This window comes from Leucobacter sp. NPDC058333 (genome assembly GCF_042726155.1).
In the GTDB taxonomy this organism is placed as follows: domain Bacteria; phylum Actinomycetota; class Actinomycetes; order Actinomycetales; family Microbacteriaceae; genus Leucobacter.
This window is the reverse complement of sequence record NZ_JBHXHV010000004.1, coordinates 115,989-141,254: the sequence shown is the minus strand read 5'-3', so window position 1 is coordinate 141,254 and position 25,266 is coordinate 115,989. Positions and strand designations below refer to the sequence as shown.

The following is a 25,266-nucleotide window of genomic DNA, read 5'->3' as shown; positions in this document are numbered from 1 at the left end:
CGGGCAGCATCGGTCAGGATCGGCGATGCTGGATCCGGCGCAGCGTACGACGCGAGCGCCTCCTCGACCAGGGAATCGGCGGCCGCCTCGTCCGTGCGTTGCGCGAGCGCGACCTCCGACACGAGGATCTGGCGCGCTTTTGTCAGGATGCGCTTCTCGCCGTTCGAAAGTGTGCGAATGTGGCGATCGCGTCGCCACAGGTCTCGCACAACCTCCGCGACCTTGATGACGTCGCCCGTGGCAAGTTTTTCGATGTTCGCCTTGTATCGGCGTGACCACAGCGAGTGCTCGTCTTCGCCGGGCGAGCGCAATACCATGAGCACCTCGGCAAGTCCTGCGCTATCGATAACATCGCGCACGCCGACCAGCTCGCAGTTTTCAGCGGGCACTTCGATCGTGAGATCGTCTTCGTCGACCTGCAGCGTGAGGAACGTCTGCTCGCGTCCGCCGAGCGTACGCTGCTTCACCGCGATGATTTTCGCCGCACCGTGGTGTGGATAGACGACGGTCTCACCGACCTCAAATTGCATCGCGTTGCTCCTTCACAATTCTGACCCCAGAATATCACAGCGAAACCCGCCAAGTTAGGCGACCCTAAGCTGCAGCTCGCCGGTGCCGCCGATAAGATAATCCCAACTGTGCGTTCGCGTTTTTGGCGGCGCGCACTTCGCGGATCGACCCACGGCTCGGAGGACCACCTTGAAGATTCGGATCGCCTCGACCGTCGCAGTTGCGGCGGCCATCGCGCTCGGCGCGACCGGCTGCAGCCTCATCGCTCCCCAGGCCACACTGATTCCATACGCACCGAGCGATGGCGTCAACGTCAACGTCGGCGATATTGACGTGCGCAACATCATGCTCGTCGCTGATGAGTCGGGTGAGAACTTCAACGTCGTCTTCGGCGCCGCGAACCGCTCGGGTGGTCCGCAGGATCTGACGATCACCTTCACCGGCACTGAGAGCCAGGAGGCCAGCGCCGATTTCACGCTGCCCACCGGCAACACGCTCTTCGGCTACCCGGAGGGTGACGAGAAGCCGGTGCTCGTCTCGCTCGACGGTCTCGCGGTCGGCTCGACGATCGAGGCCTACTTCCAGCTTCCCGGGGCCTCTGAAGTGTCGTACAAGGTGCCCGTTCTCGATGGCACGCTCAAGGAATACGAGCGTTATGTGCTTCCCGCAAACTTCAGCTCGAGCTCGAGCAAGGGCGACAGCACGCTGGGCGACAAGATCACAGAGGCTGACGAAACCGCTGATCAGTCGAAGATCGGTGATGACGTCACGAAGGCTGAAGAAGAGGCCGCAGCCGAGTAGGTTCCGGCCGCTCGCGACTCACTCGCACGAAACCCCCGCATCCCTGAGGATCGCGGGGGTTTCGTTGTTTCAAGCGGGGTGCCGCCGGTGCCGCCGGTGCCGCTGGTGCCGCTGCCGCCACCGGCGCCGCTACCCGAAACGGTAGCCGACCCCGCGCACGGTCGAGATGAGCTTCGGCTTCGACGGCTGCTCTTCGATGCGCGCACGGATGCGCTTGATGTGCACGTCGAGAGTTTTTGTGTCGCCGTAGTAATTGCTGCCCCAGACGCGGTCGATCAGCTGCCCGCGGGTGAGCACCCGCCCGGCGTGCCGCATCAGCATCTCGAGCAGCTCGAACTCGCGCAGCGGCATCGCGATCTCTTCGCCGCGCACGGAGACCGAGTGGCGCTCGGAGTCGAGGCGGATCCCGGACTCATCAAGTACGAGTGCGTCGAAGTCGTCGACGCGTTCCTCTTCGGTTGCGCCCGAGCGGCGCAGCGCCGCGCGCACGCGCGCGAGCAGTTCGCGCGTCGAGTACGGCTTCGTGATGTAGTCGTCGGCGCCCAGCTCGAGCCCAACGACGATGTCGATTTCGCTGTCTTTCGCGGTGAGCATGATCACCGGCACCTGCGAGGTTTGCCGGATCGCGCGGCACACCTCCGTGCCAGGGAGGCTCGGCAGCATGAGGTCGAGCAGCACCAGATCGGGCTGTGCGGCGGCGAACGTGGTCACTGCCTCTGCTCCGTCGTCGGACACGGTCACGCGGTATCCCTCGCGCTCGAGCAGGAACGACAGCGGCCGGGATATTGATTCCTCGTCTTCGACGAGCAGAATGTGCTGAGCCACTACTGGGGTCCCTTCTGATGGTCTGACTCCGTCGGCGCCGGAGCGAGCGAGCGAGCGGTCTGATTTGCGCGCACCGCGGTTTTCACAGCGCGCTTCGCCTTCTTCACGCGCTTTGCACTCTTCGATTGATCATTGGTGAGATGCAGCGGGAACGTGAGTGTGAAGCTCGAGCCCACACCGGGCTGTGACCACACGTCAACGTCGCCGCCGTGGGCGCGCATGGTGTGCCTGGCGATACTGAGCCCGAGCCCGGTGCCGCCGTCGACGCGTGTGCGAGCGCCGTCGACGCGATAGAACCGCTCGAAGATGCGGGGGAGGTGCTCGGGCTGAATACCCTCGCCCTGATCTGTCACGGTCACGACAAACCGGTTCTTCTCGCGCTCCATGCCGACGCCCACGCGCCCGCCGTCTGGCGAGTGCCGAATCGCATTGCTGAGAAGGTTCGCGACCGCAGAACTGAGCGACGCGGGGCGGCCGAGGATCACCGCATCGCGGTCCTTAGCGTCGTCCGCGGTGACGACGAGTTCGACGCGGTGCTGCTCTGCGAAGGCTCGGTGATTCTCGACCTCGGCGCGCACAAGGTCGCGGAGGGATACGGATTCGCGATCCTCCGGCCGTAGGGTCGACTGCGCCTCGGAGAGCTGAATGATGTCGCGGGAGAGTTCGCCGAGGCGCCGCGATTCTTTTACGAGGCTTTTGGCAAAATCGCGCACGAGTGCGGGCTCGTCTGCGGCCTCTTGTACGGCCTCGGAGAGCAGGCCGATCGCCGCGATCGGTGTCTTCAGCTCGTGGCTCACGTTCGCGATGAAGTCGCGGCGCATCGCGTTGACCCGCTGCTCCTCGCCCAGGTCTTCCGCGAGGATCACGACGAAGCGCTGCTGCAGACGCATGATGTGGATGCGGACGGTGTCGGCCGGATCGGCGGGATCAGGGTCGTGAGTGTCAGGGATGCCCGACGACATCACTCGGCGCACGCGCGCGAGAAAATCGCGGTCTTGCAGCTCGTCGTCGCTCAGGTGGCGTTCTTGCCTCGCAACTGGATTCACGTAGACCGGGGCGAGCGATGAGTCGAGCACGACCGCGAACGTGTCGACCTCGTCAAGAATCGCCGTCGCGACTTCGGGCAGCTCCGGTCGCATCTCTTTCGAGCGACGCACGCCCGCTGCTCGGGCGCCCGCGATTGCTAGGGTGGTGCCCACGCCGATGAGTACGCCGAGTGCTGTCGCCGCGAGTACGAGCAGGGTCGGGTCCATGTCTCTCATCGTAGGGGCGGGCCATCACTCGGGACCCCAGAGTTCAGCTGTTGTTTACCTGCTGGTGCGCCGTGGTTCACTGGTTCAGCTCAAACTGGTTGAGGTTGCGCGTCTGCGCATACAGAGAGGAAACCCCATGCGTGAGGTCTTTCAGCAGTCGCTACGCGATGTGCAGGATCGCCTGGTTAAGATCGCCGAGTTGGTCGAGCTGGCCATTACCGAGGCGACGACGGCTTTCGGCAGCTCCGACGTATCGATTGCCGAGAAGGTCATCGACCGGGTCGAAGAGATCGAGATTCAGGCCGCTGAGCTGGATCAGCTGACGATCGACATCTTGGCCAGGCAGCAGCCGGTCGCCTCTGACCTGCGTCTCATGGTCGGATCGCTGCGCATGAGCGCGTCGCTTGAGCGCATGGCTGACCTGGCGCAGCACATCGCCCAGCTCGCCCGCTACCGCTACCCCGAGAGCGCGATTCCGGCTGGTCTCACCCAGACGTTTGCCCGGATGGGCGCGCTCGATGTGCAGATGGCGAAGAAGATCGTTGAACTGTTGCGCACGCAGGAGCCCCGCATCATCGGCGAGGTGCGTGACCTCGACGAGGACCTCGACGAGTTGCACGCCAAGGTCTTCGAGAAGGTGCTCAGCGACAATCTCGCCGAGACACCGGCGAATGTCGTCGATTCGACGCTTGCGAGCCGCTACCACGAGCGCTTTGGCGACCACGCGGTGAGCATCGCCCGCCAGATCCAGTACTTCATCAGTGGCTCGCTCGACTGAACTGCTGCAGACACTGATTGAGCACACTGTGTGACCGAGCCGCTCGCTCGTTTACTCCTGCGCGCCCCGTCCGGCTTCAGGCCTGACGGGGCGCGTTCGTGTGTCTCGACGGTAGGCTGATACCCGTGAATCAACGCATCTACGACACGCGCGCGCAAGCGGTCGTCGACTTTCAGCCACTGCGACCCGGCAAGGTTGGGCTCTACATTTGCGGCCCCACCGTGCAGTCGGCACCCCATATTGGTCACCTGCGGAGCGCGCTTGTGTACGACCAGATGCGCAGCTGGTTCGAGGCGACGGGGCACAGCGTGACCCTGATTCGCAACGTGACCGACATCGACGACAAGATTCTCGACAACGCGCGCATCGCCCAGGGCAACGGATCCGACGAGGAGTGGTGGGCGCTCGCGTACCGAGTCGAGCGCGTCTTCTCGGCCACGTACGACGCGATCGGGGTGCTGGCACCGAGCTATGAGCCGCGTGCCACCGCCAACATCCGCGAGATGGTTGAGCTCATCGAACTGCTGATCCAGCGCGGTCACGCCTACGTCGCGGCCGACGGCTCGGCGAGCGTCTACTTCGACACGGGCAGCTGGCCGGAATACGGCGCCCTGACCCGGCAGCAGCGCGACCAGATGGAAGACGCTGCCGACTCAGAGCCTGTCGGCAAACGTGATCCCCGCGACTTCGCGCTCTGGAAGGCGCATCGCGAGGGCGAGCCGATCACCGCCGCGTGGCCCTCGCCGTGGGGTCTCGGTCGCCCCGGCTGGCACATCGAGTGCTCCGCGATGGCTACCAGGTACCTCGGCGAAGAATTCGACATTCACGGCGGCGGGCTCGACCTGCGCTTTCCGCATCACGAGAACGAGCTCGCCCAGTCGCAGGCGGCCGGTCACCCTTTCGCCCGGCACTGGATTCACAATGGGCTCGTGAACACCGGCGGGCAGAAGATGTCGAAGTCGCTCGGCAATTCGCTCTACGCCCAAGATCTGCTCGCGCAGGCGCGGCCCATCGTGCTGCGCTACTTCTTGGGGTCGGCCCACTACCGCTCGGTGCTTGAGTTCTCGGAGACCTCGCTTGCCGAGGCTGAGGCCGCATTTTCCCGAATCGAGGGATTCCTCGATCGGGCACACGAGCGCGCCATCCCGGCGATGATCTCGTACGACATCGCTGAACGCCTGCAGCAAATGCCGGCCGCCTTCGTCGCCGCGATGTACGACGACTTCGCGATCCCGCAGGCGCTCGCCGTGTTGCACGGTGCCGTTCGCGAGGGCAATACGCTGCTCGATACGGGCGCGGACGAGTTCGAGACGGCTCGCGTCTACGCTGAGGTATCCTTGATGCTTGACGTGCTCGGCCTGAACCCGGGTGCCCCGCAGTGGGCCGCCACTGGCAGAGACACGGGAGCCGCCGAGACCGCACTCGGCACCCTGGTCGACGACCTTCTCACGCAGCGCACCCAAGCGCGTGCTGACAAAGACTTCGCTACGAGCGACGCGATCCGCGACCGGCTGCTGACAGCCGGCATCGCGCTCGAAGACACCCCGAACGGACCCCGCTGGAGCCTGACATGACGAATAAGAAGAGCCGCACTGGCGCCGTACGCAAGAAGGGTCGGGGCAAGGCCGTCGGATCCGGTGGTCAGGGGCGCCAGGCGCTCGAGGGCCGTGGCCCGACGCCGCGCGCCGAAGATCGCGAATACCACGCCAAGTACAAAGAAAAGAAGTCGCGCGAGCGCTACGACGCCGCGAAGGCTCGCTACACCGAGCGCACCGGCAAGCCGGCAGAGCGCGGTGGACGCAACAAAAAGGACGAGAGCGAGCTGGTCACCGGCCGCAACTCCGTGCTTGAGGCGCTCCGCGCCAAGATTCCCGCGACCACGCTGTACATCGCAGCGCGCGTTGAGATGGACGACCGGATGCGTGAGATTCTGCGCAACGCGACGAACCGCGGCCTCGCTGTGCTTGAGATCATGCGCCCAGAGATGGATCGCATGGTCGAGCGCGACACCGTGCACCAGGGCGTTGTGCTCAAGGTGCCACCGCTCGAGCACGCGAACCCGATGGAGGTGCTCGACGAGGTCATCGACCGCGGCGAGACGCCGCTGTTTGTTGCGCTCGACGGTGTGACCGACCCGCGCAACCTGGGCGCGATCATTCGCTCGGTCGCAGCGTTCGGCGGCCACGCTGTGATCGTGCCGCAGCGCCGATCGGTGAGCCTCAACTCGGCGGCGTGGAAGACTTCGGCCGGTGCCGCGGCGCGCATCCCAGTCGCGATGGCATCGAACCTGACGCAGACGCTCAAGGAGTTCAAGCGCCAGGGCGTTTTCGTCGTGGGTCTCGATGGTGACGGCGACGTCTCGCTCCCCGGTCTCGAGCTCGCGGATCGCCCGCTCGTCGTCGTCGTCGGCAGCGAAGGCAAGGGCCTGTCACGTCTCGTCACCGAAACGTGCGACGCGGTCGTCTCGATCCCGATCTCGTCTGCGACCGAATCGCTGAACGCGGGGATCGCGGCGAGTGTTTCGCTCTTCGAGATCTCGCGCCTCCGCGCGGAGCGCTCGGCGAACTAACACCTCCGCCCGCGCGGGTGGCCTCAACTCATGGGGACCACCCCCGTTGGCGAAGCGCCGAGAGGATGCGGGCCCGTAGCTCGTGCGGGTGCGTGTATTGCAGCGTCGCCGCGATGCGGATAACGCGCCAGCCCGCTTCCTCGTATGCGTGGTGCCGGTCTTCGTCGCGGCTCCAGTGGCGCGCCAGTGAGCGATGAAGCGGGCCCTCGTATTCAATCGCCACGCGGTACCGCGGGTAGGCAAACTCGCTCGCGCCGAGGAGGGCACCGGTGAAGCGGGAAGCGCCGCCCGTGCGGCGCACATCGTAATCGAGCGAGGGCCGCGGCAGTCCCCATGTAGCGAGCAGTAGCCGCAGGTGGCTCGCCGGTGCCGAGGCACTCGCGGTGACGAGCAGATCAACCGCATTGTGCAGCGCTGACGTGCCCGCGCGCGGTGCGTTCGCGATCGTCGCCCTGAGTTCGTCGGCGGTGGCGAAGGGCGCTCGTTCGAGCCGCTGGGTGCCCGGAATCCGAGGCCGATGAATCACCGCGTCGCCGAGTGCCACGAGGTCGGGGTGCGCCAGTTCGTCTCCGAGCATCGCCCAGAGATCTGGTGCTGAGGGCACCGGGAGACCGCGCACGATTCCGTAGCGGACGTTGGTGCCCGCCAACTGCCGTGCGCGAACCCCTCGCGTGCGAGGAGCGCTGGCCGCGGAGGTACAGGCGATGTCGAGATCGTCGTCGCGGCGATGGGGCACAGGCAGCCCGAGAATCACGGCTGCGGTGGTGTGGCTGAAACAGCAGTTGGTGTCGAGCGACGGAGCGGCTGCGTGCGCCTTCTTGAGCTGTCGCTCGCGCCACGCAACCGAAGGGTGCGGCGGTTCATCTTCGGCCTCGGGCAGTGCTGATCGTCGACGATAGACGCCGAGCAGCACGAGGTCGACATCGGGGGCCTGCAATCGCCGCGACGGCACGCCGGCGGCCCGAGCCTCGGCCGAGGTAAACACGGTGCCGAGGCTATCGGGGAGCGGACTGAACGGGCGCGGCATGAACTCAGGCTCGCAGCGGACGCAGTCCCAGTGCGCGGAACCGGGCGATCGGTGGATAAGTTCCCTTGCCAGCCCCAGAACAACCCCTGTGAGCGGATTACCGACCAGAGGTAGGGTGGTCCGGTGCCCACCGCCAAATTCTCCCTGCTGCTGCCGGTCTACGCCGGCGACAACGCCGCCTTCGTTCGCGCTGCCTTCGAGAGCTCGGTGGACCAACAGTTGCTCAGCCCCGCGGAGGCGGTCATCGTGCAAGACGGCCCCGTGCCCGACGCGCTCGCCGCCGAACTCGAACGCATCGCGGCGCACAGTCCTATCCCGGTGCAGCTCGTGCGATTGCCCGAGAACCGCGGCCTCGCTGAGGCCCTCAACCGCGGGCTCGACGCCGTCAGTTACCCCGTTGTCGCGCGTATGGACGCCGACGACGTATCGGTGCCTGAGCGCTTCCAGCGGCAGTGGGAATTGCTGGAGGCGGGGTTCGACCTCGTCGGTACGGGAATGGCGGAGTTTGAAACCGATCCTGACCTTCCGATTTCCGTGCGTACCCCACCCGTGGGCGCCACCCGCATCCGCGAGCACGCCCGCACCCACAACCCGTTCAACCACCCCACGATGATGTACCGGGTCGCCGCTCTCGACCGCGTCGGAAGGTACCAGCCGTTCGGAAAAATGGAAGATTACTGGCTCGGAGTGCGCGTCATTAACTCCGGCGCCAAGGTCGAGAACATCGCCGAACCGCTGCTGCGCTACCGAGTCGGTTCCGGATCGTTCGCCAGGCGTGGCGGGTGGGCTGAGGCGCGCACCGAGTGGCGTTTGCAGAGGGAACTGCTGCGCATGAGATTCGTTACCGTGCCGCAATACGCGCGCAACGTCGTAATGAAGGGCGTCTATCGGCTGCTGCCCGCGAGCGCGAAACGAGTGCTCTTCCGAGGACTCATCAGCCGCGGGCTGCCGGGTGATCGGGCATAGGGTGTCTCGGGGGGAGAGCACGACGAGACGCGCACCACATTCGGCGGTGAGCGCGGTGAGCGCGGTGACGATTATGCGCACGCGGCGACCGCTGGTGCTCGCGCTTGCTGCTGCGCTACTGCTGTCGCTCCCGGCGCTCACGCCCGCAAGCCCCGCCGAGGCGGTGATGACGGCGCCGGTTCGTGCCGAGGGCGACGCCTCTGCGAGCGCCGACGCCGCGGGAAACGCCCCCGCGGCTGATGCAGCTGGCAGTGTGGATGCCGGCGCAGCGGGGAACGCAGATGGCGCTTCCGGATCAGCCGACACGGGTGCATCCGCAACCGCTGAGGCTGATGCAACGGGGGCTGGCGCAACGAGCGCGACGACAGCCGCAGCGGACGGTTCGGCCCAGGGTGCCGGCGCCGATGCCACGGCGGACGCTGGAGCAGCTGGTGCCGCCGCCGGGGCGGATGCATCCGGAGGCACGGATGCCGCGGGTACCGCAGATGGCACAACCGAGGCGGACGGTACTGCCGGTGCAGAAGGTGCTGCCACCGGAGACGGCCCCCGCGGCCCGAATGGCGGCCTCGCCTCGGATTCGCCCGGCCCCGACAACCAGAAGCCCGCGACCACTGCCGAGCAGCGCAGCATGCGCGGGTACGCGTCGGCGCTGGCGCTCCGCGGCGACGATTACCCCGCTCGCTATCGCAATCTGCCGTGGCCTTACCAGAGCGACAACATCTGGGACGAGTGGAACTTCGCGTATCGCCAGTGCACCTCCTTCGTGGCGTGGCGTCTGAATTCGGCGAATGGCGTTCCCTTCTCAAACCAGTACATGGGTCTCTATCGGTGGGGTGACGCCGGCCAGTGGGCCGACTCGGCACGCAGCGTCGGCATTCGAGTCGACACGACGCCCGAGGTCGGCGCCGTCGCATGGAGCGGCCCAAACTACGGCGACGCTTCGGCATACGGACACGTCGCCTGGGTCGCCGACGTGCTGAGCGACGGCCGCGTCGTGATCGAGGAATATAACGCCGGCTGGGCGGGGTCGTACAGCACCCGCACGGTGGCCCCGAGCCAGTTCCAGGGGTACATCCACATCAAAGACCTGTACTCGCCGTTCGTGAAGACCGGCAAGGCCACCATCAGTGGTGCCCCGATGGTAAACGGGACGTTGACGGCGTCAGCGTCGGGATGGTCGCCGGAAGCAACGAGTTATACGTACCGCTGGATGCGCAACGGCGCGACGATCGCGGGCGCGACCGGCAGCACGTATCAGCCAAAGCTCGTCGACCACGGCACGAAGATCTCGGTTGAAGTGAGCGGAAGCCGCGCCCACTATCGGGCGTCGACAACGAAATCAGGCGCGACCGCGGCCGTGATGATGGCCGACCTCAATGGGGACGGCATCGATGACACGCAGCAGATGCTGCCGTGGAACTCCGACGTCAACGGTGACGGGTTGCCCGATGCGGTGGGCTTCGGCGGCAAGGGAGTCTACGTCTCACTGCGCACGGCGAATGGGTATGCGCCCGGAAAAACTTGGGTGACCGGCTTTGGTACGGCCGCCGGGTGGAGTACCGCCGGGCACCCACGCACGCTTGTAGACGTGAACGCGGACGGTATGGCGGACGTTGTGGGTTTTTCGAGGGCTGGAGTTACGGTGTCGACGAGTAACGGGTCTGGTTTTGCCAGCCCGAAGGTCTGGCTCGCTGATTTCGGAACGTCAGCCGGTTGGTCGGTGACGTCGCACCCCCGTACGCTCGCCGATGTGACGGGAGACGGGATACCGGACGTTATTGGGTTCAAATCAGACGGCGTATACGTAGCGATCGGTACCGGTATCGGGTTCAAAGCTGCGACCCGTTGGTACTCCGGGTTCGGTACTGACAAAGGTTGGACCGTCGACAATGACCCGCGCTGGCTCGAAGACATGAATGGTGACGGTCGAGCTGACATTGTCGGAATTAACGATGGTGGAGTGTTTGTGGCGCTGAGCGGAGGCGCCTCGTTCTCGAAAGCGCAGCGGCAGAGCTTGGACTTTGGCTCGTACACAGGCTGGATCCCGAGCCAGCATCCTCGAGCGCTGTCCGACGTCAACGGCGATGGCCGCGCTGATGTCGTCGGCTTCGCGGCCGACGGCGTTTACGTCGCACTCAATACCGGCTCCGGTCTCGGAACGGCGAAGCGCTGGCGGTCAGGCTTCGGCACTGATACATCGTGGAAGTCGGGAAGAAACCCGCGTGTGCTCGCCGACGTGAATGGCGACGGGAAAGCGGACATCGTCGGCTTCGCCCAGGCAGGGGTCGTCGTGTCTCTCAGCACTGGCACAGGATTCTCCGGAGGCACGCAGTGGTCGGGGGAGTTCGCCTCCTCGGCATGGAGTGCCGACAAGCAGCCGCGACTCGTCACGGACGTGAACGGTGACGGACGAGCAGATATTGCTGCGTTCGACGCGAGCGGCGTGCGCGTCGCACTGAGTAGCGGTTCGGGCTTCAGCGGGTCACAACTGCAGCTTCCCAGCATGGGATCGGCGGCAGGCGGTTGGGCGGTCGCCTCGCATCCGCGAGCGATCAGCGTGCAGCGACTGCGGAATAATGCGACGCCGAAAGTAACTGGCACGGCCAGAGTCGGAGAGAAACTCACGGCGCAGTCATCGAGCATGCTGCCCAAACCGGTGCAGCAGTCGAACCAGTGGTTGCGCAACGGCAGTGCGATCCCGAAGGCCAATGCGCTCACTTACACTCTGACGCCCGAGGACGAAGGAGCGAAGATCACGTTCCGCGTCACCGGCAGCAAGTTCGGCTACGCACGGTCAGTGCTTACTTCAGCCTCGTTGAGTGTCTCCCCGGGGCTGCTGACGGCGCCTACGCCGACCATTTCAGGCACTCCGAAATCAGGCGCTACCTTGCGCGCAGTAACCGGGGCGTGGGCGCCCGCCGGTGTGCAACTCACCTACCAGTGGAACTGGAATGGAACGCCGATCGCGGGGGCGACGAAGTCGGCGTACGCGTTGAAAAACAGCGACATCGGCAGGCGGATCTCCGTCACGGTGACCGGCACTAAGGCCAGGTACACCACGGTGACGCGTGACTCGCAGATGATTCAGGTGCCGGGAACGCCGCCACTACCGAAGACCTCGCCGTTCGCCGACGTCAAGACCTCGGACACCTTTTACCGTGAAATCGCGTGGATGTACACGTCGGGTATGTCGACTGGTGCACGACAGACCACCGGCAAGCCCCTCTACCAGCCCCGTGCAGACGTGTCCCGGGAGGCGATGGCCGCGTTCTTGTTCAGGCTCAGTGCGCCGAAGTCGTACCGCGCCCCCGCGGTGTCCCCGTTCATCGACGTGCCGACGAATCACAAGTTCTATCGTGAGATTGCCTGGATGTACGAGTCGGGTCTCTCGACGGGCATCAGGTCAGATGCCGGGCGCAAGTACGACCCGAAAGCCGTGGTTTCGAGGGAAGCAATGGCGGCCTTCCTGTACCGGCTTGAGGCGCCCGCGGGATACCGCGCGCCCGCGGTGTCACCGTTCGCGGATGTCGCACCGACCCATAAGTTCTACCGCGAGATCTCGTGGATGTCGGCTTCGGGACTGTCGACGGGTACCCGCCAGCCCAGCGGAAAACCTCTGTATAAGTCAGCATCGAGTGTTTCTCGAGAGGCTATGGCGGCGTTCCTATATCGCTTGGAGACGCGCCCGTAGAGTGAATACCGTCGGTGCAACACACGCTGGCACGAGTCGCGATGCCGTACGAAGTAGACTGCGTGTATGCGGGTATTGCTTACGGGAGGCGCGGGATACATCGGGTCTCACACGGCACTTGCCCTTCTCGAGCGCGGTCACGAAGTCATTGTTCTTGACGATTTCTCGAACAGCCACATAGAGGCGGTGCGTCGCATTGAGCTCGTCGCTGGCACAGATATTCCGGTCATTACCGTTGATCTTTCAGATCGGGAGGCGACCCTCCGCAAGGTTGACTGTGATTTCGATGCTGCGGTGCATCTCGCGGGGCTGAAATCGGTGGTCGAATCGGTAGCGCAGCCGAATCGCTACTATCGAGTGAATCTCAACGCCACACTCGTGCTCCTGGAACTTTTGCGCGAGCGCAGCGTTTCGAATCTCGTGTTTAGTTCGTCGGCAACGGTGTACGGGCCGCCGGTGAATTCCCCGATCAGCGAAGACCACCCCGTGGGTGCCGGGCTCACGAACCCGTATGGTTGGTCGAAATTCATGAGTGAACAGATTATCCGCGATACGCAACGAATCCGACCGGACCTCGCGGCAACATTGCTGAGGTATTTCAACCCCATCGGTGCGCACACGTCGGGGAACATCGGCGAAGACCCCACAGGAGTACCGACGAATCTGATGCCGGTTATCGCCCAGGTCGCCTCCGGCAGACGTGAAAAGCTCAGTGTGTTTGGCGGGACATACCCGACACCAGATGGCACCGGTGTTCGTGATTACATCGACGTGATGGACCTTGCTGAAGGCCACGTTGCGGCACTGGAACGGAACACGGCGGGAGTGCGTAGCTACAATCTTGGCTCCGGCGTAGGGGTGAGTGTACTGGAGCTGGTCCGCACCTTCGAAGAACAGTCGGAGCGGCGCATCGCGTACGCGATCGAAGGTCCGCGACTAGGCGATCTTGCAGAGGTTGTCGCTGACCCGTCGCGTGCTGCCGACGAGCTTGGATGGCGGGCGAAACGAACTCTTGGGGCGTCCTGCAGGGACTATTGGAACTGGCAGGTACGAAATCCGTACGGCTATGTCAGTGAGCACGTATCTCGTTGAGAGCTGCGCTGAGCTTGCTATCGATTACGGGCTGGAGGGTCTTGAGGTACAACGTGCTGACATGGTTTTCATCGATGTAGACGCCCACATTGCCGATGACCGCTGGGCAGCGTGCGTCGGGGCAGTAGTACTTGCTGACATCGATGATCGCGGTGCTCGAGGATTCGAGTTCACGGAGTGGGTTATCTCGCGCGAGAGCTTGGCTCTTCGCGATACTGCACTCAGCCTCAACGTCTGAAGACTGTTCAATGCACTGATACGCGTTGTAGGTGAATCTGGGGTTGTCGCGTATGAGGATCGTCGGAATATCCATGGCTTCGAGACGCGCGACCGAAGTCTCAATCCCTTCAGGCACTGCTTCCCGCTGCCCGGCGGTGCGGTCGCTCGCAGCGTTGGCTGCGCGCGTGCGCGTGCCGATTGTGACGACGGCATCGGGCTCGATCTCCTGAATGACATCGAGCACGTCTTCGTTCCAGTCTCGGCACTCCTGGCTGTAGTAACCTCCGAAGCTCGGCGCGACCTTGCGCAGACCGAAGGCGCAAGCGCCGCGCAGGAACGAGATGACCCGCCAATTCTTTTGCTCAGCGATCGCACCGATCGGGGCCAGCATCTGCTGCGCGTGTGAGTCTCCGACGACCACGATCGTGCGGGTTGCTTCGTCGACGTCCACGTCGTTTACGAAGCAGATCTCGACACTCCGAGGCAACTTCATGAGGCTCCCATCGCCACAGTCGTGCTCAAGGGTGCCCCATTGATCTGGCACCTCCGACGGGAGGGGACGTACTGGAGCGTCCGTAGCGATGTGATCGTTCCAGCCGTCGAAGAGCACCGCAGCGCCAGGATTTCTGTAGGTGAGCTGTCGCGCTTCCGCCTCAGCTATGGCCTTCAGCTCCGCCGCCGCCCGACGCTCGGACTCCGCCTGTATCGGAACCACGACACCCGCAACGAGCGCGAAAGACAGCAGAATCACCCCGAACCCCCGCCAGGTGGATCGATCGATCCACGCGCTGCGGCGCAGGGGCGCGTCGACGATCGCGGTGAGTAGCCGCGCGACGCCAATAGACGCAAGAATCAGGATCAGGCCCTCGACAAGATTCAGTGGTTCCCCGCGACGTGCGACGAGAATGAACACGAGAGCGGGCCAATGCACCAGGTACAGCGCATAGGAGCTCTTCCCGATGGCGAGAACAGGGCTCGATTCGAGCAACATGGCCGGGCCGTATCGGCGGTCTTCGGCGTTCCCGGAGATGATCACGGCAGCGACGCTCAGTACCGGCCAGAGGGCGAGATAACCGGGGAAGCCGCCCTCGACATCGAGGACGAGACCACACGCCACTAGGGCTGCGATACCCAGCCACCCGAGTACAGCCCGCTGCACAACCGGAAGTGTCAGGCGGTCGATCAGGAGTGCGAGAATCGATCCGGCCGCGAACTCCCAGAGTCGCGCGCCGGTGTTGAAATACGCGAACGACTGATCGGTCGCGGTGGCGACGATCGAATAGCTCAGCGACGCGACGAATACCGCGCCGAAAATGCCAAGCGCGACGCTGCGCGGGCGGATCCTGCCGCGCAGCGCGCGCGAAAGGAATACGATCAGCACAAAAAGTACCGGCCAGAGCAAGAAGACCTGGCCCTGGACGGAGAGCGACCAGAAGTGCTGGAGCGGGCTGGCCAAGGACCGATCGGCGTAGTAGTCAGCGGCCTCAGTTGCGAGCAGCCAGTTCTCGAAATACAGGGCAGATCCGTAGGCGTGACGCCAGAGGCTCTCGTGCGTCGAAGCGGGGAGCACTGCCATACCGATCGCAACGGTTGCCACAATTACAATCGAGGCCGCGGGGAGCATCCGCTTGAAGTTTCGTACCCACTGGGTGGCGACGCCCACTCGGCCGGTCGTCTCAATGCGCCGCATGAGTGACCCCGTGAGCAAGAACGCGGAAATCATCAGGAAAGCGTCGACGCCGCCCGAAACGCGACCAAGCCACACGTGGTATACGACAACGAGCAGCACAGCGACGGCGCGAAGCCCGTCGATGTCGTCGCGATATCGGGGTGCAATGGGCCCTCGCATCGTCGGTTCGGAAGCAATTTTCGAGGTCATATTGGGGCACCGTCAATCGCTCTGCCTGCGTCGCTTCCGAACCGTAACCCTACCGGAGGATGAGCGCTCCATTGCGTGATTCGACGTTCGGGCGACAGCGATCGCTTTTCGAGTGAACCGGCGCACATTAAGGTAGTGATATGACGGCGCGCAGACAACGGTTCATGAAGTGTGCGCTGGTGCTGGGTCTCAGCCTGGGACTCCTCGGACAGGGAAGCATCGCGTACGCGACACCTGGTCCCACGACCCCGCCGGTCACGACGGCGGATGCGGCAGCTGATAGCAATGGTTCGGCGGACGCTGGTGGTAGCGCTGGCGCTGACGCGGCGAATGCTACGGCCGATGCTACCGCGGGAGCGAACGGCGTCGATGGTGGAACCTCTTCCGCTGCTTCGGCCGACGCGAGCGCCAACGCGTCGGCCGATGCGTCCGCAGGCACGTCCGTTGATGCCACCGCCGACGCTTCGGGGACCGTCGCCGCCGACGGTGGCGAGGCATCCACCGGAGTTCAAGGCGCCTCCGCTGATGCGAGTGTGGAGGGTGCGGCAAGCGCCGACGGTGTCGACGCGGAGGCGACGAGCGATGCCAGCGGACCGGGTACCGACGCCGACGCCTCCGCCGATCCGGTTGACGAGACGCCAGCTACGGAAGAGCCCGGCAAGCTCACCCCAACCAAGCTTCCTGATTCAGCTATTGATGAGAGTCTCGGCCGGGAACGTGCGCTACGTGCACCCGCCGCTTCGACGTCGCTTTCGAGCGGATTCAACGCTGGGTACATCATCTCGGATGAGAACTTCTACAACGGCAGCGCGATGAGCGCGTCACAGGTGCAGAGCTTTCTGAATCAGAAGATTGGCCGCTGCACCATCGGCGACCCGGGTCGGGAGCCGGGCAAGCCGATCTTCGGAAGTGTCGTCGCGCAAAAGTGCTTGTCGAATTCAACGCACGATTCCATATCGCGCGGAGCCAACGCGTATTGCAAAGCGTTCGCCGGCAAGCAGAGCGAATCCGCTGCTTCGATTATTACTCGCGTCGCCAAGGCGTGTAACGTCAGCCCCCGCGTGCTCCTGATTATGCTCGAGAAGGAGCAGAGCCTCGTCAGCGACACCTGGCCAACTGCACGTCAATTCAGCGTCGCCATGGGCTATGCCTGCCCTGACTCCGGGCCCGGCAATTCCGCAAACTGCAACAGTAAGTACTTCGGGTTCGCTAACCAGGTCTATTACGGGGCCTGGCAGCTGCAGGTCTACAAAGCACACCCGAACGACTACAACTACAAACCGTTCCGCACCAACACGATTCAGTGGCACCCGAACGCGGGTTGCGGCACTTCACAGGTGTACATCGAAAACTGGGCGACGGCCGCCCTGTACATCTACACACCTTACCGCCCGAACGCCGCTGCGCTGAACGCCGGGTGGGGCGAGGGAGATGGATGCTCGAGCTACGGAAACCGAAACTTCTATCAGTTCTATAAGTCGTGGTTCGGATCACCGAATACTCGTTTCCCTGACGTGCCAGCGAGCCACCAGTTCTACAAGGAGATCGAGTGGATGGGCGCCACAGGCCTGACCACGGGTACGAAGACAGCAGATGGACGCGTGGTCTTCCAGCCGAAGAGCGCAGTAACGCGCGAAGCGATGGCGGCCTTCCTCTACCGGCTTGAAGGGGCAACTTATAAGGGGCCGAAGACTTCCCCGTTCGCTGACCTCAAGCCGGGTGACAAATTCTACAAAGAGATCACCTGGATGTACGCCAAGGGATACAGCACTGGCTTCAAGCAGTCCGCGGGCAAACCGAAGTACCTACCCAAATCTGTCGTCTCACGTGAAGCTACCGCTGCCTTCATTTACAGGATCAAGGGTGGAAAATACGTTGGTCCAGCAGCGTCTCCGTTCGCGGACATGCGACGGGGTGACAAGTTCTACAACGAAGTCACCTGGATGTACGCGCGAGGGTATACGACGGGCATCAAACAGGGCTCCACGAAAATTTATGCACCAAAGAGTTCGATGACGCGTGAGGCGATGGCCGCTTTCATTTATCGAGTCGCTCATTAGCTTTCTGTGAGCCGGTAGGCGTGCGGGCATTGCGTCCGCTGTCCGGGTGAGCTCGTGCGCGCGCCATAAAATTAAGTGAATTGTATGAGCGGCACCAGGTGTTGAGCGCCCGGCGCTGCCGTTTGAGGAGTAAAAGGTGAGCGCGCTCGGCGTACAGGACACGAAAGCACTCCCGAAACGCACACGTGGATTCCGGGCGGAAGTCGAAGGATTGCGAGCTCTCGCGATCGGGCTCGTGTTGGTGTATCACGCTGGCGTGCCGTTCGCGGACGGTGGCTACGTCGGCGTGGACATCTTCTTCGTCATTAGTGGATATCTCATCACTAGTCACATCTTGCGAGAGATCGATACGACGGGGAAGCTCTCGCTAGCTGCATTTTGGGCGCGGCGGATGAAGCGATTGCTTCCTGCCGCAGTAACAGTGCTTACTGTGACAACTATCGCCGCGTGGATACTCCTGCCGAGCACCAGCTGGAGAAGCATCGGCTCGGACATCAGCGCAGCTGCTCTCTATGTCGTGAACTGGAGATTCGCCGCGGAGGCTGTTGACTACGGAGCGGAGGGTTCAAGTGTTTCGCCGGTGCTGCACTTCTGGTCCCTCGCTGTTGAAGAGCAGTTTTATGTCGTTTGGCCGCTGGCAATAGCGCTTACGATTGCCGTCGCCGTACGTTTTTTGCCGCGCGTGAGCAAACGTACCGCCTTGCTGGTGGTCATCGTTGTGATCTGTGTAGTGAGTTTCGTATGGTCCATGCGTGAGACGTCGCAGAGTCCCGATACCGCTTTTTTTGCTACAACGACTCGCATCTGGGAGCTCGGTATCGGTGCGTTGGTCGCCATGGGGGCAATCCAATGGCCGCGGATCTCGACGCAGGTTGCTCGGTGTATTGGATGGGCAGGGTTGCTCGCAGTACTCGCTGCTGCTGCCCTGTTTTCAAGAGAAATCCCGTGGCCGGGGAGTGCCGCGCTGCTTCCAGTGCTCGGAACAGCCGCGCTGATTCTCGCAACAACTGGCCGAGATATCTCGCGAGGGACGCCTGCACAGTTTCTCGCATGGCGGCCGATCGTGTGGGTGGGTGGCCTCTCGTACTCGTGGTATCTCTGGCACTGGCCCGTCCTGACAATTGCAGAGGCACACTTCGGTGAATTGCGATTGCGCTATAAACTCGTACTCGTGCTGGCCAGCGGTGTGCTGGCCTGGCTCAGCCTGAAGTTCATCGAGAATCCGGTTCGCCGGTCGTCTCGATTGCGTGACACGACGCCACTGACCCTCTCGTTCGGCCTGAACTTGACCCTCGTTGGCGTACTTGCCGGGGCATTACTGCTCTCGCTGATCCCGCAGCAGTCTGCGGCCGTCTCAGAGGATGACCTCGCGCAGCTCGGAGCTGCTCAGCTTCAGCTCGACGATTCGGGACTCGTGGCCTCGTATGACGCACCGACAAAGGTGTCCGCGACGATCCCTGCCCCCGCCGCGGCTACCGAAGATCTTCCGCAAGCGGAGCGCGACGGGTGCGTAGCCGGAATGAGGTCGGCGGAGCTGACCGTGTGCGACTACGGCGACCCCGAAGGTGAATTAGAGGTCGCACTCGTCGGGGATTCCAAGATGCTTCAGTGGCAACCCGCAATCGCGACGATCGCTGAGCACCGTGGGTGGCGAGTCACAACATACTTGAAATCGGCGTGCGCCTTCGCTGACCCGTCCTATTCAACGGATAACGAGCAACGAGAGAGCTGTGCGCAATGGAACCACGCCGCCCTCGCGGCGTTGCAGAGGGCCAAACCCGACATCGTACTGACCTCAGGTCGTCAAGTCTTTGAAGGAACGACCTCGGACGGGGACGTAACACCCGGCGTCGAGCGCGTTGCGACGAGTTGGGTAGCACTGCAAGATGCGGGGATCACTGTTGTGCCCCTGCTCGACAATCCTGCGCCTGAAATCGAAGTTTACGAGTGCGTTGCCCAGCACATGAGCGACATTTCCCAGTGCGGGTTCGATCGCGACGAGGGAGTTGCGCGCTCTGGAGCCCGCTACCAAGTGCCCGCAGCGAAGCTTGCCGGTATCGACCGACTAATCGATGTGAGTGACATCGCGTGTGCAGGATCAGAACGATGCCCGAGTGTGATTGGAGACGTGCTCGTCTACCGTCAAGGTTCGCACCTCACCAATACGTTCGTCGCATCGGCAGTGCGCGTACTGGAGCCTCGGCTCGTCCGGGCGGTGGAAGGAGGCTGAGGAGCTGCAGCGCGTGGAATCACCTAGTGTGGCGAAACTTCAGTCGAAGCTAGCCACGAACGTGAAATTGCGGCACCCCCTGCGCTCCATCCATCGTGGAGGTACGGGAGCTGACCGGCGTCGGAAGTCAATGCAACCTCGTCAAGGAGATCGAACAGCCGATACATCGCCTCGGGCCCGTCGACAGCGCACCACTGAATCGCGTGCTTGCGCAATGCGGCCCGGTCGATATTCTCCGAGCGCGCGGCGCTCACGAATCGCCTCGTGTCCTCAGGCGCAAACAGGGAGGGATATACCTGCTCGTCCGCCAAAAAAGGATAATTCACCGGGGATCGATCGAGCCTGATCGTCGCTGTCGGAATACCAAGCGCGGCACTCTCCCAGGCCACCCCGCTGGAGAACTGAAGCACAAATGCCGGCCCCTCCAATAATAAATCCAGGGTGCGAGCTCCGGTGAACAAGGACCAGTCCGTGGGCATGAAATCTCGAATCTGGCGAATATCCGATCTCGGATGGGGAGCTATCGTCATCGGACCGAGTCCGGATGCTCCAACGGCGTCAAAAATGCGACGCATGATTTTGTCGGAGTGAGGTGAAAGTGCGAGCACGCCGGGGCCTGTGGGCTCGATCGCAGGCGACGGCGCGTCGAGGATATCGCTGGAGAGGTTTCCCACGACGCGCAGGTCTGAGGGCGCTACGCCGAGTTCCGTCTCGTAGTACGCACGTTCGCCTGCACCGCGAAGTCCTACGTAGTGCACGGGCAGATCCAAGTACGCATTGTTGATTGCTGCGGGCGCGTGCGGCACGTAGACCACCGCGACGGACTGCTCTCGCGCCGCGACACACAGGGCCCTGATGATCGGGGAGTGCTGAGTGGACACCAGTATTCCGGCGAAGCCGCTGAGGTCCATTAGGCGATAGCGATGCAACGCCACAGCCACTTTGTACACCTGGTTTTCGAATGACTTGACGACCGCTTCGCTGACACGTCCATGCAATGCGCTCGTGAAACGAGAAATTGCTTCGTCAATGGCGGGGTCCTGCAGTAACGCTTCGCGGTGCTGCTCGTCGGGAGTTTCCACATGAATCGGTTGCTCGACACCGGCTAGCAGCCGCGTGAGAGCACGCTCTTGATTAACCGTCTCGGTGACAGCGAGAAAACGACCGAACCGAACGTGATTCGCGGAGGGATATTTACGCGCAGCGGGCGCTGTGTCAATCACCGACTGAGGGAGTTCGCCTCGAAGATGGCACAAATCGAGCGCCGGACGCATGCACCAGAGCAGGGTCTCGGCAGTGGTTCCATGGACCTGCAATACCGTTCCCTTCCTAGGCCACTCATCTTACCGATGAGGCGAACAGTTAGGCTGGACAGTAACGAATAGACGATCGGTGAGCCCCGTTGCTGTCCGGACGAGCGACGATCGTGCATCATCAGAAGAGGCGGAAATGACGCTCAACCGGAATGCCTGGATACTCATCCCCGCACGTGGGGGGTCCGTAGGGGTGCCGCGAAAGAACTTACGCCTCCTCGCGGGCAAACCGATGATTGCCTACGCGATTGACGCTGCGCTCAGCGTAGTCACGAGCGGCCGGGTGATCGTGATCACCGATGACGCGGAGGTGAGCTCAGTCGCCGAGCACTACGGTGCCGAGGTGATTCTTGAAACTCAGACCACCCCTTCTGACGAGACACTGGATACGAAGATCTTACGAAATCTTCCTGCGCTTCGCGCGCGTGGGGCGCGAGATTCCGATCCGGTACTCACCGTGCAACCGACGTCTCCGCTCATCACGCCCGCGACGATTCGCAGGGGCATAGAGGCTTTTGCGAATGCAGAAATCCGGTCTGTGCTCACGGTCGCGCTCGATCAGCATCTTCGTTGGAAGCAAGATGCTTCTGGTGTAATCGTTCCGAATTTCACTGCACGAGTCAATCGTCAGCAACTTCCTCTGGAATACCGCGAGACCGGTGGAATCATCGCTGCACGGCTCGGAGACATCGCTGCTGAGGGCACGCGCGTGATTGAGCCAGTTGCAGTGCTGCGACTGAGCGGCGAGGAATCGGTTGATATCGACACGTACGCTGATTTGCTCGCAGCTGCGCATTTGCTCACCCGTCGTCGCATTGCGATACGTGTAGATGCATCTCGATCGCTCGGCATGGGGCATGTGTATCGCATGCTCGCATTCGCCGCTGAGGTAGCTCGCCATGATCTCACCATTTATCTCGATGAGAACGAGCCGCTGGGGCAAACATTCTTTGCTGCGACACCCTATGACACGGCAGAAGTGAGCGGTGACGAAGATTTCTTGCACCGCCTGTCGCACGCCCAGCCTGATCTGATTGTGCTTGACGTGCTCGACACAACCGCGGACTGGATAAGCTCGCTTCGCGAGGCAGCACCCAAAGCGCAAATCGTCTCGTTTGAGGACAGGGGAAGCGGTGCCGGTGAAGTCGATCTTCTCGTGGCAGAGTTCATAGACACGCCTGATGTTCCGGAGCGCCGGAAGATCACGGGTATCGAGTTTGCCTTGCTCGCTCCAGCGTTCGAGCTGCCCCGTGACTTCCAGCCGCACGCTGCGCATCACGCCACGGGTGTATCGGAGGTGCTCGTGCTCTTTGGCGGCACAGATCCATCCGAACTTGCGTTGCGGGCGCTCAGCTCGTTGGAGCGGGTTGCCTTTGACGGCCGTGTCACGGTGGTGCGCGGACTGGGGGCTCCACCACTGCACCTGGAAGCCGACGCATTGCCATTCACTGTTGAAATTCTCGAGAACGTGAGCAATATGCCAGCCCTCATGTCCCGTGCGCAACTGGCATTCACCTCCGCGGGGAGAACGGTGATCGAACTGCTGAGCTGTGGAGTCCCGTCGATTTGCCTCGCTCAAAACGAGAAAGAACTGACGCACACGCACGCGACCGAAGACAACGGCGTACTTCCCCTCGGTCTCGGAAGCAAGGTGACCGACGACGCACTCGACGGAGCGACACGCTTGCTACTCGACGATCACGTATTGCGCGCCGACCACGCAGCAAAGGCGCGGGCCGCGGGGCGTCTGCGAAGTAATAGGAAGACGATCTCCGCAATGTTCGATCACCTGGGGATCGACGTGCTTTCGGTGTACTGACGGAGCTACGTGAAGGTACAGTGAGAACCATGTTCGAACGCGCATATGCCGATCCTTATATCATCGCCGAAATCGGAGTGAATCATGAAGGGTCGCTCGAGCGGGCGAAGGCCATGATCGCCTCGGTGGCTCGAGCTGGTGGGCATGCGGCTAAATTCCAGACATATAAGGCAGCAACGCTTGCGAGCGCGGGGAATAGCCCGTCCTATTGGGACACGGAAAAGGAGCCGACGCGGTCCCAATTCGAACTGTTCCAGAGGTACGAGAGTTTCGGAACCGAGGAGTATTTAGAACTGGCGAAGTACTGCGTCGAGGTCGGTGTCGATTTTCTCTCGACACCGTTTGACCTCGAAGCTGTAGGAATGCTGGCTCCATTGATGCCGGCGGTGAAGATCGCGTCAGCCGATTTGACCAACGTGCCCCTCCTACGCGCCGTGGCCGCTACGGGGAAGCCGGTGATTCTCTCCGCTGGCGCGTCAACCCACGATGAAATAGAACGGGCGCTTGGTCAACTTGAATCGGCCGGCGCGAACGAGATCGCGTTATTGCACTGCGTGCTGCGGTATCCCACCCCGCACGAGCATGCGAATCTGCTTGGAATTCGAGAGCTTGAACGACGATTCGGTGACCGTGCCATCATCGGGTATTCGGACCATGTCGCGCCGAGTGAGGACGGTTCCTTGCCGGCTCTTGATATCGCGACAGTGATGGGTGCTCGCGTTATTGAGAAGCATTTTACTGATGACCGCCAGGGCGCCGGAAATGATCATTATCATGCGTTCGACGAAGCCATGTTGGCCCGTTACACCGAATCTCTGACGACCGTTCGGGAGCTGAGCGGCACAGGTGTTCCCGATATTTCCTCTCAGAGCGCGGCGATCACGAACGCGCGGCGCCGCATCTTTGCGTCCCGGGATCTTCGGGCTGGGAGCGTGATCACCAACGTTGATCTGATCGCACTCCGGGCGAATACCGGCCTGGAAGTTGCCGATTGGGATACCGTTTTGGGCGCCCAATTGGTGACCGCGAAGGCGTCAGGCGAGCCGATTCACGCAGTTGATCTGAAAAACGACTAGAAGCCGGCCGCGAGCTGTGCCTGACGTTTGATCACATCACGCATCACGGGGTACGAGGCTTCGATTGTTTCGATCGCGCGAGTGAGCGACGGCCATTCTTTCTCGATTTCTGCGGTTATTCGCCGCTCGAGTTTGGGAACGAGTTCCTGAGCGTCCGACCACAGTACCTGTTTGCGGCCGTGTAGGGTCGCCGTCTGGCCGAAACCACGTCCGTCTTCACTGATAAGAACGCTCGGACTCCGCCGACTAACGAAATCGAGGTGCGCATGCACGCGATAACCGACATGCAAATCTATGTCGCGATAGAAGCCGATCCGTCCAAGATCATATGCGACGTCTAGCACTTCGAATCCGAGCGACTTCGCCGCCTTAGCCTGTCTGCGCAGGATTTTCGACTGAGGTTTTGTAGTGAGCTCGTCGGCTTCGATACCTCGGTGAAAACTCGCGTAGAGTTTCGCGGCGGGAAAACGCGTGCGTAGCATACGCATCACCGCGAGTGATTGAGCCGCATTCTCGTCGAGCGCGGGGGTCGTGTAAACGATGGAGCGCGGCTCGGCACTTGCAATACGTGCGCTTGACCCCAGATCTGGGATGGAATACCAGGCAGTGCAGCCCGTGCGCACGGATTCAATGCCGAACTGTTCTGCAATTTCCTGCGTCACGTCGTCGCGCACTGAGATAGGGGAACCCGACGCCGCAATCGCGCGCAGGGTTGCGACACTGCGCGCGGTCATTGTGAACGAACCCGGATTGCGCTTTGGCAGCCCTTGCCATCCAAGCGCAAGTCCGGAGACAGGGATCCCGTGTTCGCCCGCGCGCTGCACTACTGGAAACACGCCCTCAACAAGGCGAGGCGTGAACCCAGGCCCGCCGCACATCACGAGCAAGCGCGAGTCGTTGGGGAGCTCTTCAGGGATCCACCGTGCTATTGATGCGATCTCCACCTCGGGAGCAACATGCTTCCACAGCTTTCGTGCGCGGGAGTGGATGAGATAGTCCCCTACATTTTTCTTCGCGCCGTGGGTGAGATGCACCGTCATGCTGCCGCCTTCCTGACTCTGCAACGCTACACGACCGATGAAGCCCCTAACTCGCGGTTCCTGAGACGGGCATCTCGAGCGCAGCGAGTACGATGAACTCTGGATATCTGCGAGCCTG

General features: G+C 62.6%; 17 protein-coding genes and 1 pseudogene. 11 read left to right on the top strand and 7 right to left on the bottom strand.

Translation table 11 applies throughout. The features are described from left to right. Window positions 1-47 precede the first annotated feature (47 nt). Window positions 48-530: pseudogene (locus ACFWHR_RS13480) on the bottom strand (CarD family transcriptional regulator); the annotation flags it as partial. Window positions 531-699: 169 nt separating this feature from the next. On the opposite strand from ACFWHR_RS13480, the gene ACFWHR_RS13475 reads away from it, so the two are divergent. Beyond that, window positions 700-1,311 (top strand): DNA modification methylase, encoded by a 612-nt coding sequence (locus ACFWHR_RS13475; RefSeq protein ID WP_382448828.1) that lies wholly within the window; start codon window positions 700-702, stop codon window positions 1,309-1,311. Window positions 1,312-1,440: 129 nt separating this feature from the next. Here ACFWHR_RS13475 and ACFWHR_RS13470 read toward each other — a convergent pair whose 3' ends face one another. Together ACFWHR_RS13470 and ACFWHR_RS13465 are read right to left on the bottom strand one after the other, a co-directional pair. Next, window positions 1,441-2,136: a winged helix-turn-helix domain-containing protein gene (locus tag ACFWHR_RS13470; protein ID WP_382448827.1), complete on the bottom strand. Its 696-nt coding sequence runs from the start codon at window positions 2,134-2,136 to the stop codon at window positions 1,441-1,443. Next, window positions 2,136-3,389 (bottom strand): sensor histidine kinase, encoded by a 1,254-nt coding sequence (locus ACFWHR_RS13465; protein WP_382448826.1) that lies wholly within the window; start codon window positions 3,387-3,389, stop codon window positions 2,136-2,138. Before ACFWHR_RS13465 ends, ACFWHR_RS13470 begins: the two co-directional genes overlap by 1 nt. Window positions 3,390-3,525: 136 nt before the next feature. Here ACFWHR_RS13465 and phoU point away from each other — a divergent pair, with 136 nt between their 5' ends. From phoU to rlmB, 3 genes are all read left to right on the top strand, one after another. After that, a complete protein-coding gene (phoU, locus tag ACFWHR_RS13460; protein WP_382448825.1) occupies window positions 3,526-4,167 on the top strand; it encodes a phosphate signaling complex protein PhoU in 642 nt (213 codons plus the stop codon). A 125-nt stretch (window positions 4,168-4,292) separates the two neighbouring features. Beyond that, window positions 4,293-5,741 carry a cysteine--tRNA ligase gene (cysS, locus tag ACFWHR_RS13455; RefSeq protein WP_382448824.1) on the top strand — a complete coding sequence of 483 codons (1,449 nt, stop codon included), beginning with the start codon at window positions 4,293-4,295 and terminating at the stop codon, window positions 5,739-5,741. Further along, complete coding sequence (gene rlmB / locus ACFWHR_RS13450) at window positions 5,738-6,736, top strand: 23S rRNA (guanosine(2251)-2'-O)-methyltransferase RlmB (RefSeq protein WP_382448823.1); 999 nt, start codon at window positions 5,738-5,740, stop codon at window positions 6,734-6,736. The genes cysS and rlmB overlap by 4 nt, the downstream gene beginning before the upstream one ends. 28 nt (window positions 6,737-6,764) lie before the next feature. Here rlmB and ACFWHR_RS13445 read toward each other — a convergent pair whose 3' ends face one another. Continuing rightward, window positions 6,765-7,763, bottom strand: a complete 999-nt coding sequence (locus tag ACFWHR_RS13445; RefSeq protein ID WP_382448822.1) for a hypothetical protein — start codon at window positions 7,761-7,763, stop codon at window positions 6,765-6,767. 123 nt (window positions 7,764-7,886) lie between these two features. Here ACFWHR_RS13445 and ACFWHR_RS13440 point away from each other — a divergent pair, with 123 nt between their 5' ends. The 3 genes from ACFWHR_RS13440 to galE all read left to right on the top strand — a co-directional run bounded on the left by ACFWHR_RS13440 (window position 7,887) and on the right by galE (window position 13,512). Continuing rightward, window positions 7,887-8,729, top strand: coding sequence for a glycosyltransferase (locus tag ACFWHR_RS13440; protein WP_382448821.1), 843 nt, complete (start codon window positions 7,887-7,889; stop codon window positions 8,727-8,729). A gap of 73 nt (window positions 8,730-8,802) precedes the next feature. Continuing rightward, window positions 8,803-12,420, top strand: a complete 3,618-nt coding sequence (locus ACFWHR_RS13435; protein ID WP_382449182.1) for an FG-GAP-like repeat-containing protein — start codon at window positions 8,803-8,805, stop codon at window positions 12,418-12,420. Window positions 12,421-12,486: 66 nt separating this feature from the next. Continuing rightward, the gene (galE, locus tag ACFWHR_RS13430; RefSeq protein ID WP_382448820.1) at window positions 12,487-13,512 is read left to right on the top strand and encodes a UDP-glucose 4-epimerase GalE; all 1,026 of its coding nucleotides are present in this window, start codon (window positions 12,487-12,489) and stop codon (window positions 13,510-13,512) included. On the opposite strand, the gene ACFWHR_RS13425 is transcribed toward galE, so the two are convergent. After that, window positions 13,490-15,610 carry an acyltransferase family protein gene (locus tag ACFWHR_RS13425; protein WP_382448819.1) on the bottom strand — a complete coding sequence of 707 codons (2,121 nt, stop codon included), beginning with the start codon at window positions 15,608-15,610 and terminating at the stop codon, window positions 13,490-13,492. The genes galE and ACFWHR_RS13425 overlap by 23 nt on opposite strands. A gap of 164 nt (window positions 15,611-15,774) precedes the next feature. On the opposite strand from ACFWHR_RS13425, the gene ACFWHR_RS13420 reads away from it, so the two are divergent. Next, window positions 15,775-17,670 (top strand): S-layer homology domain-containing protein, encoded by a 1,896-nt coding sequence (locus ACFWHR_RS13420; RefSeq protein WP_382448818.1) that lies wholly within the window; start codon window positions 15,775-15,777, stop codon window positions 17,668-17,670. 136 nt (window positions 17,671-17,806) lie between these two features. Next, window positions 17,807-19,900 carry an acyltransferase family protein gene (locus tag ACFWHR_RS13415; RefSeq protein ID WP_382448817.1) on the top strand — a complete coding sequence of 698 codons (2,094 nt, stop codon included), beginning with the start codon at window positions 17,807-17,809 and terminating at the stop codon, window positions 19,898-19,900. Window positions 19,901-19,923: 23 nt separating this feature from the next. On the opposite strand, the gene ACFWHR_RS13410 is transcribed toward ACFWHR_RS13415, so the two are convergent. After that, the gene (locus tag ACFWHR_RS13410) at window positions 19,924-21,123 is read right to left on the bottom strand and encodes a hypothetical protein (protein ID WP_382448816.1); all 1,200 of its coding nucleotides are present in this window, start codon (window positions 21,121-21,123) and stop codon (window positions 19,924-19,926) included. 226 nt (window positions 21,124-21,349) lie between these two features. On the opposite strand from ACFWHR_RS13410, the gene ACFWHR_RS13405 reads away from it, so the two are divergent. Continuing rightward, window positions 21,350-23,032 carry a cytidylyltransferase domain-containing protein gene (locus tag ACFWHR_RS13405; protein WP_382448815.1) on the top strand — a complete coding sequence of 561 codons (1,683 nt, stop codon included), beginning with the start codon at window positions 21,350-21,352 and terminating at the stop codon, window positions 23,030-23,032. Window positions 23,033-23,061: 29 nt separating this feature from the next. After that, a complete protein-coding gene (locus tag ACFWHR_RS13400) occupies window positions 23,062-24,108 on the top strand; it encodes an N-acetylneuraminate synthase family protein (RefSeq protein ID WP_382448814.1) in 1,047 nt (348 codons plus the stop codon). On the opposite strand, the gene ACFWHR_RS13395 is transcribed toward ACFWHR_RS13400, so the two are convergent. Beyond that, the gene (locus ACFWHR_RS13395; RefSeq protein ID WP_382448813.1) at window positions 24,105-25,148 is read right to left on the bottom strand and encodes a polysaccharide pyruvyl transferase family protein; all 1,044 of its coding nucleotides are present in this window, start codon (window positions 25,146-25,148) and stop codon (window positions 24,105-24,107) included. The two genes, ACFWHR_RS13400 and ACFWHR_RS13395, sit on opposite strands and share 4 nt — an antisense overlap. Window positions 25,149-25,266: the final 118 nt, after the last annotated feature.

Excerpts from the sequence above, each read along its gene's own strand:
- ACFWHR_RS13395 (WP_382448813.1), bottom strand. The coding sequence starts at position 25,148 with ATGACGGTGCATCTCACCCACGGCGCGAAGAAAAATGTAGGGGACTAT.
- ACFWHR_RS13465 (WP_382448826.1), bottom strand. The coding sequence starts at position 3,389 with ATGGACCCGACCCTGCTCGTACTCGCGGCGACAGCACTCGGCGTACTC.
- ACFWHR_RS13435 (WP_382449182.1), top strand. The coding sequence starts at position 8,803 with ATGCGCACGCGGCGACCGCTGGTGCTCGCGCTTGCTGCTGCGCTACTG.
- ACFWHR_RS13405 (WP_382448815.1), top strand. The coding sequence starts at position 21,350 with ATGACGCTCAACCGGAATGCCTGGATACTCATCCCCGCACGTGGGGGG.
- phoU (WP_382448825.1), top strand. The coding sequence starts at position 3,526 with ATGCGTGAGGTCTTTCAGCAGTCGCTACGCGATGTGCAGGATCGCCTG.
- galE (WP_382448820.1), top strand. The coding sequence starts at position 12,487 with ATGCGGGTATTGCTTACGGGAGGCGCGGGATACATCGGGTCTCACACG.
- rlmB (WP_382448823.1), top strand. The coding sequence starts at position 5,738 with ATGACGAATAAGAAGAGCCGCACTGGCGCCGTACGCAAGAAGGGTCGG.
- ACFWHR_RS13400 (WP_382448814.1), top strand. The coding sequence starts at position 23,062 with ATGTTCGAACGCGCATATGCCGATCCTTATATCATCGCCGAAATCGGA.
- ACFWHR_RS13445 (WP_382448822.1), bottom strand. The coding sequence starts at position 7,763 with ATGCCGCGCCCGTTCAGTCCGCTCCCCGATAGCCTCGGCACCGTGTTT.
- ACFWHR_RS13420 (WP_382448818.1), top strand. The coding sequence starts at position 15,775 with ATGAAGTGTGCGCTGGTGCTGGGTCTCAGCCTGGGACTCCTCGGACAG.
- ACFWHR_RS13425 (WP_382448819.1), bottom strand. The coding sequence starts at position 15,610 with ATGACCTCGAAAATTGCTTCCGAACCGACGATGCGAGGGCCCATTGCA.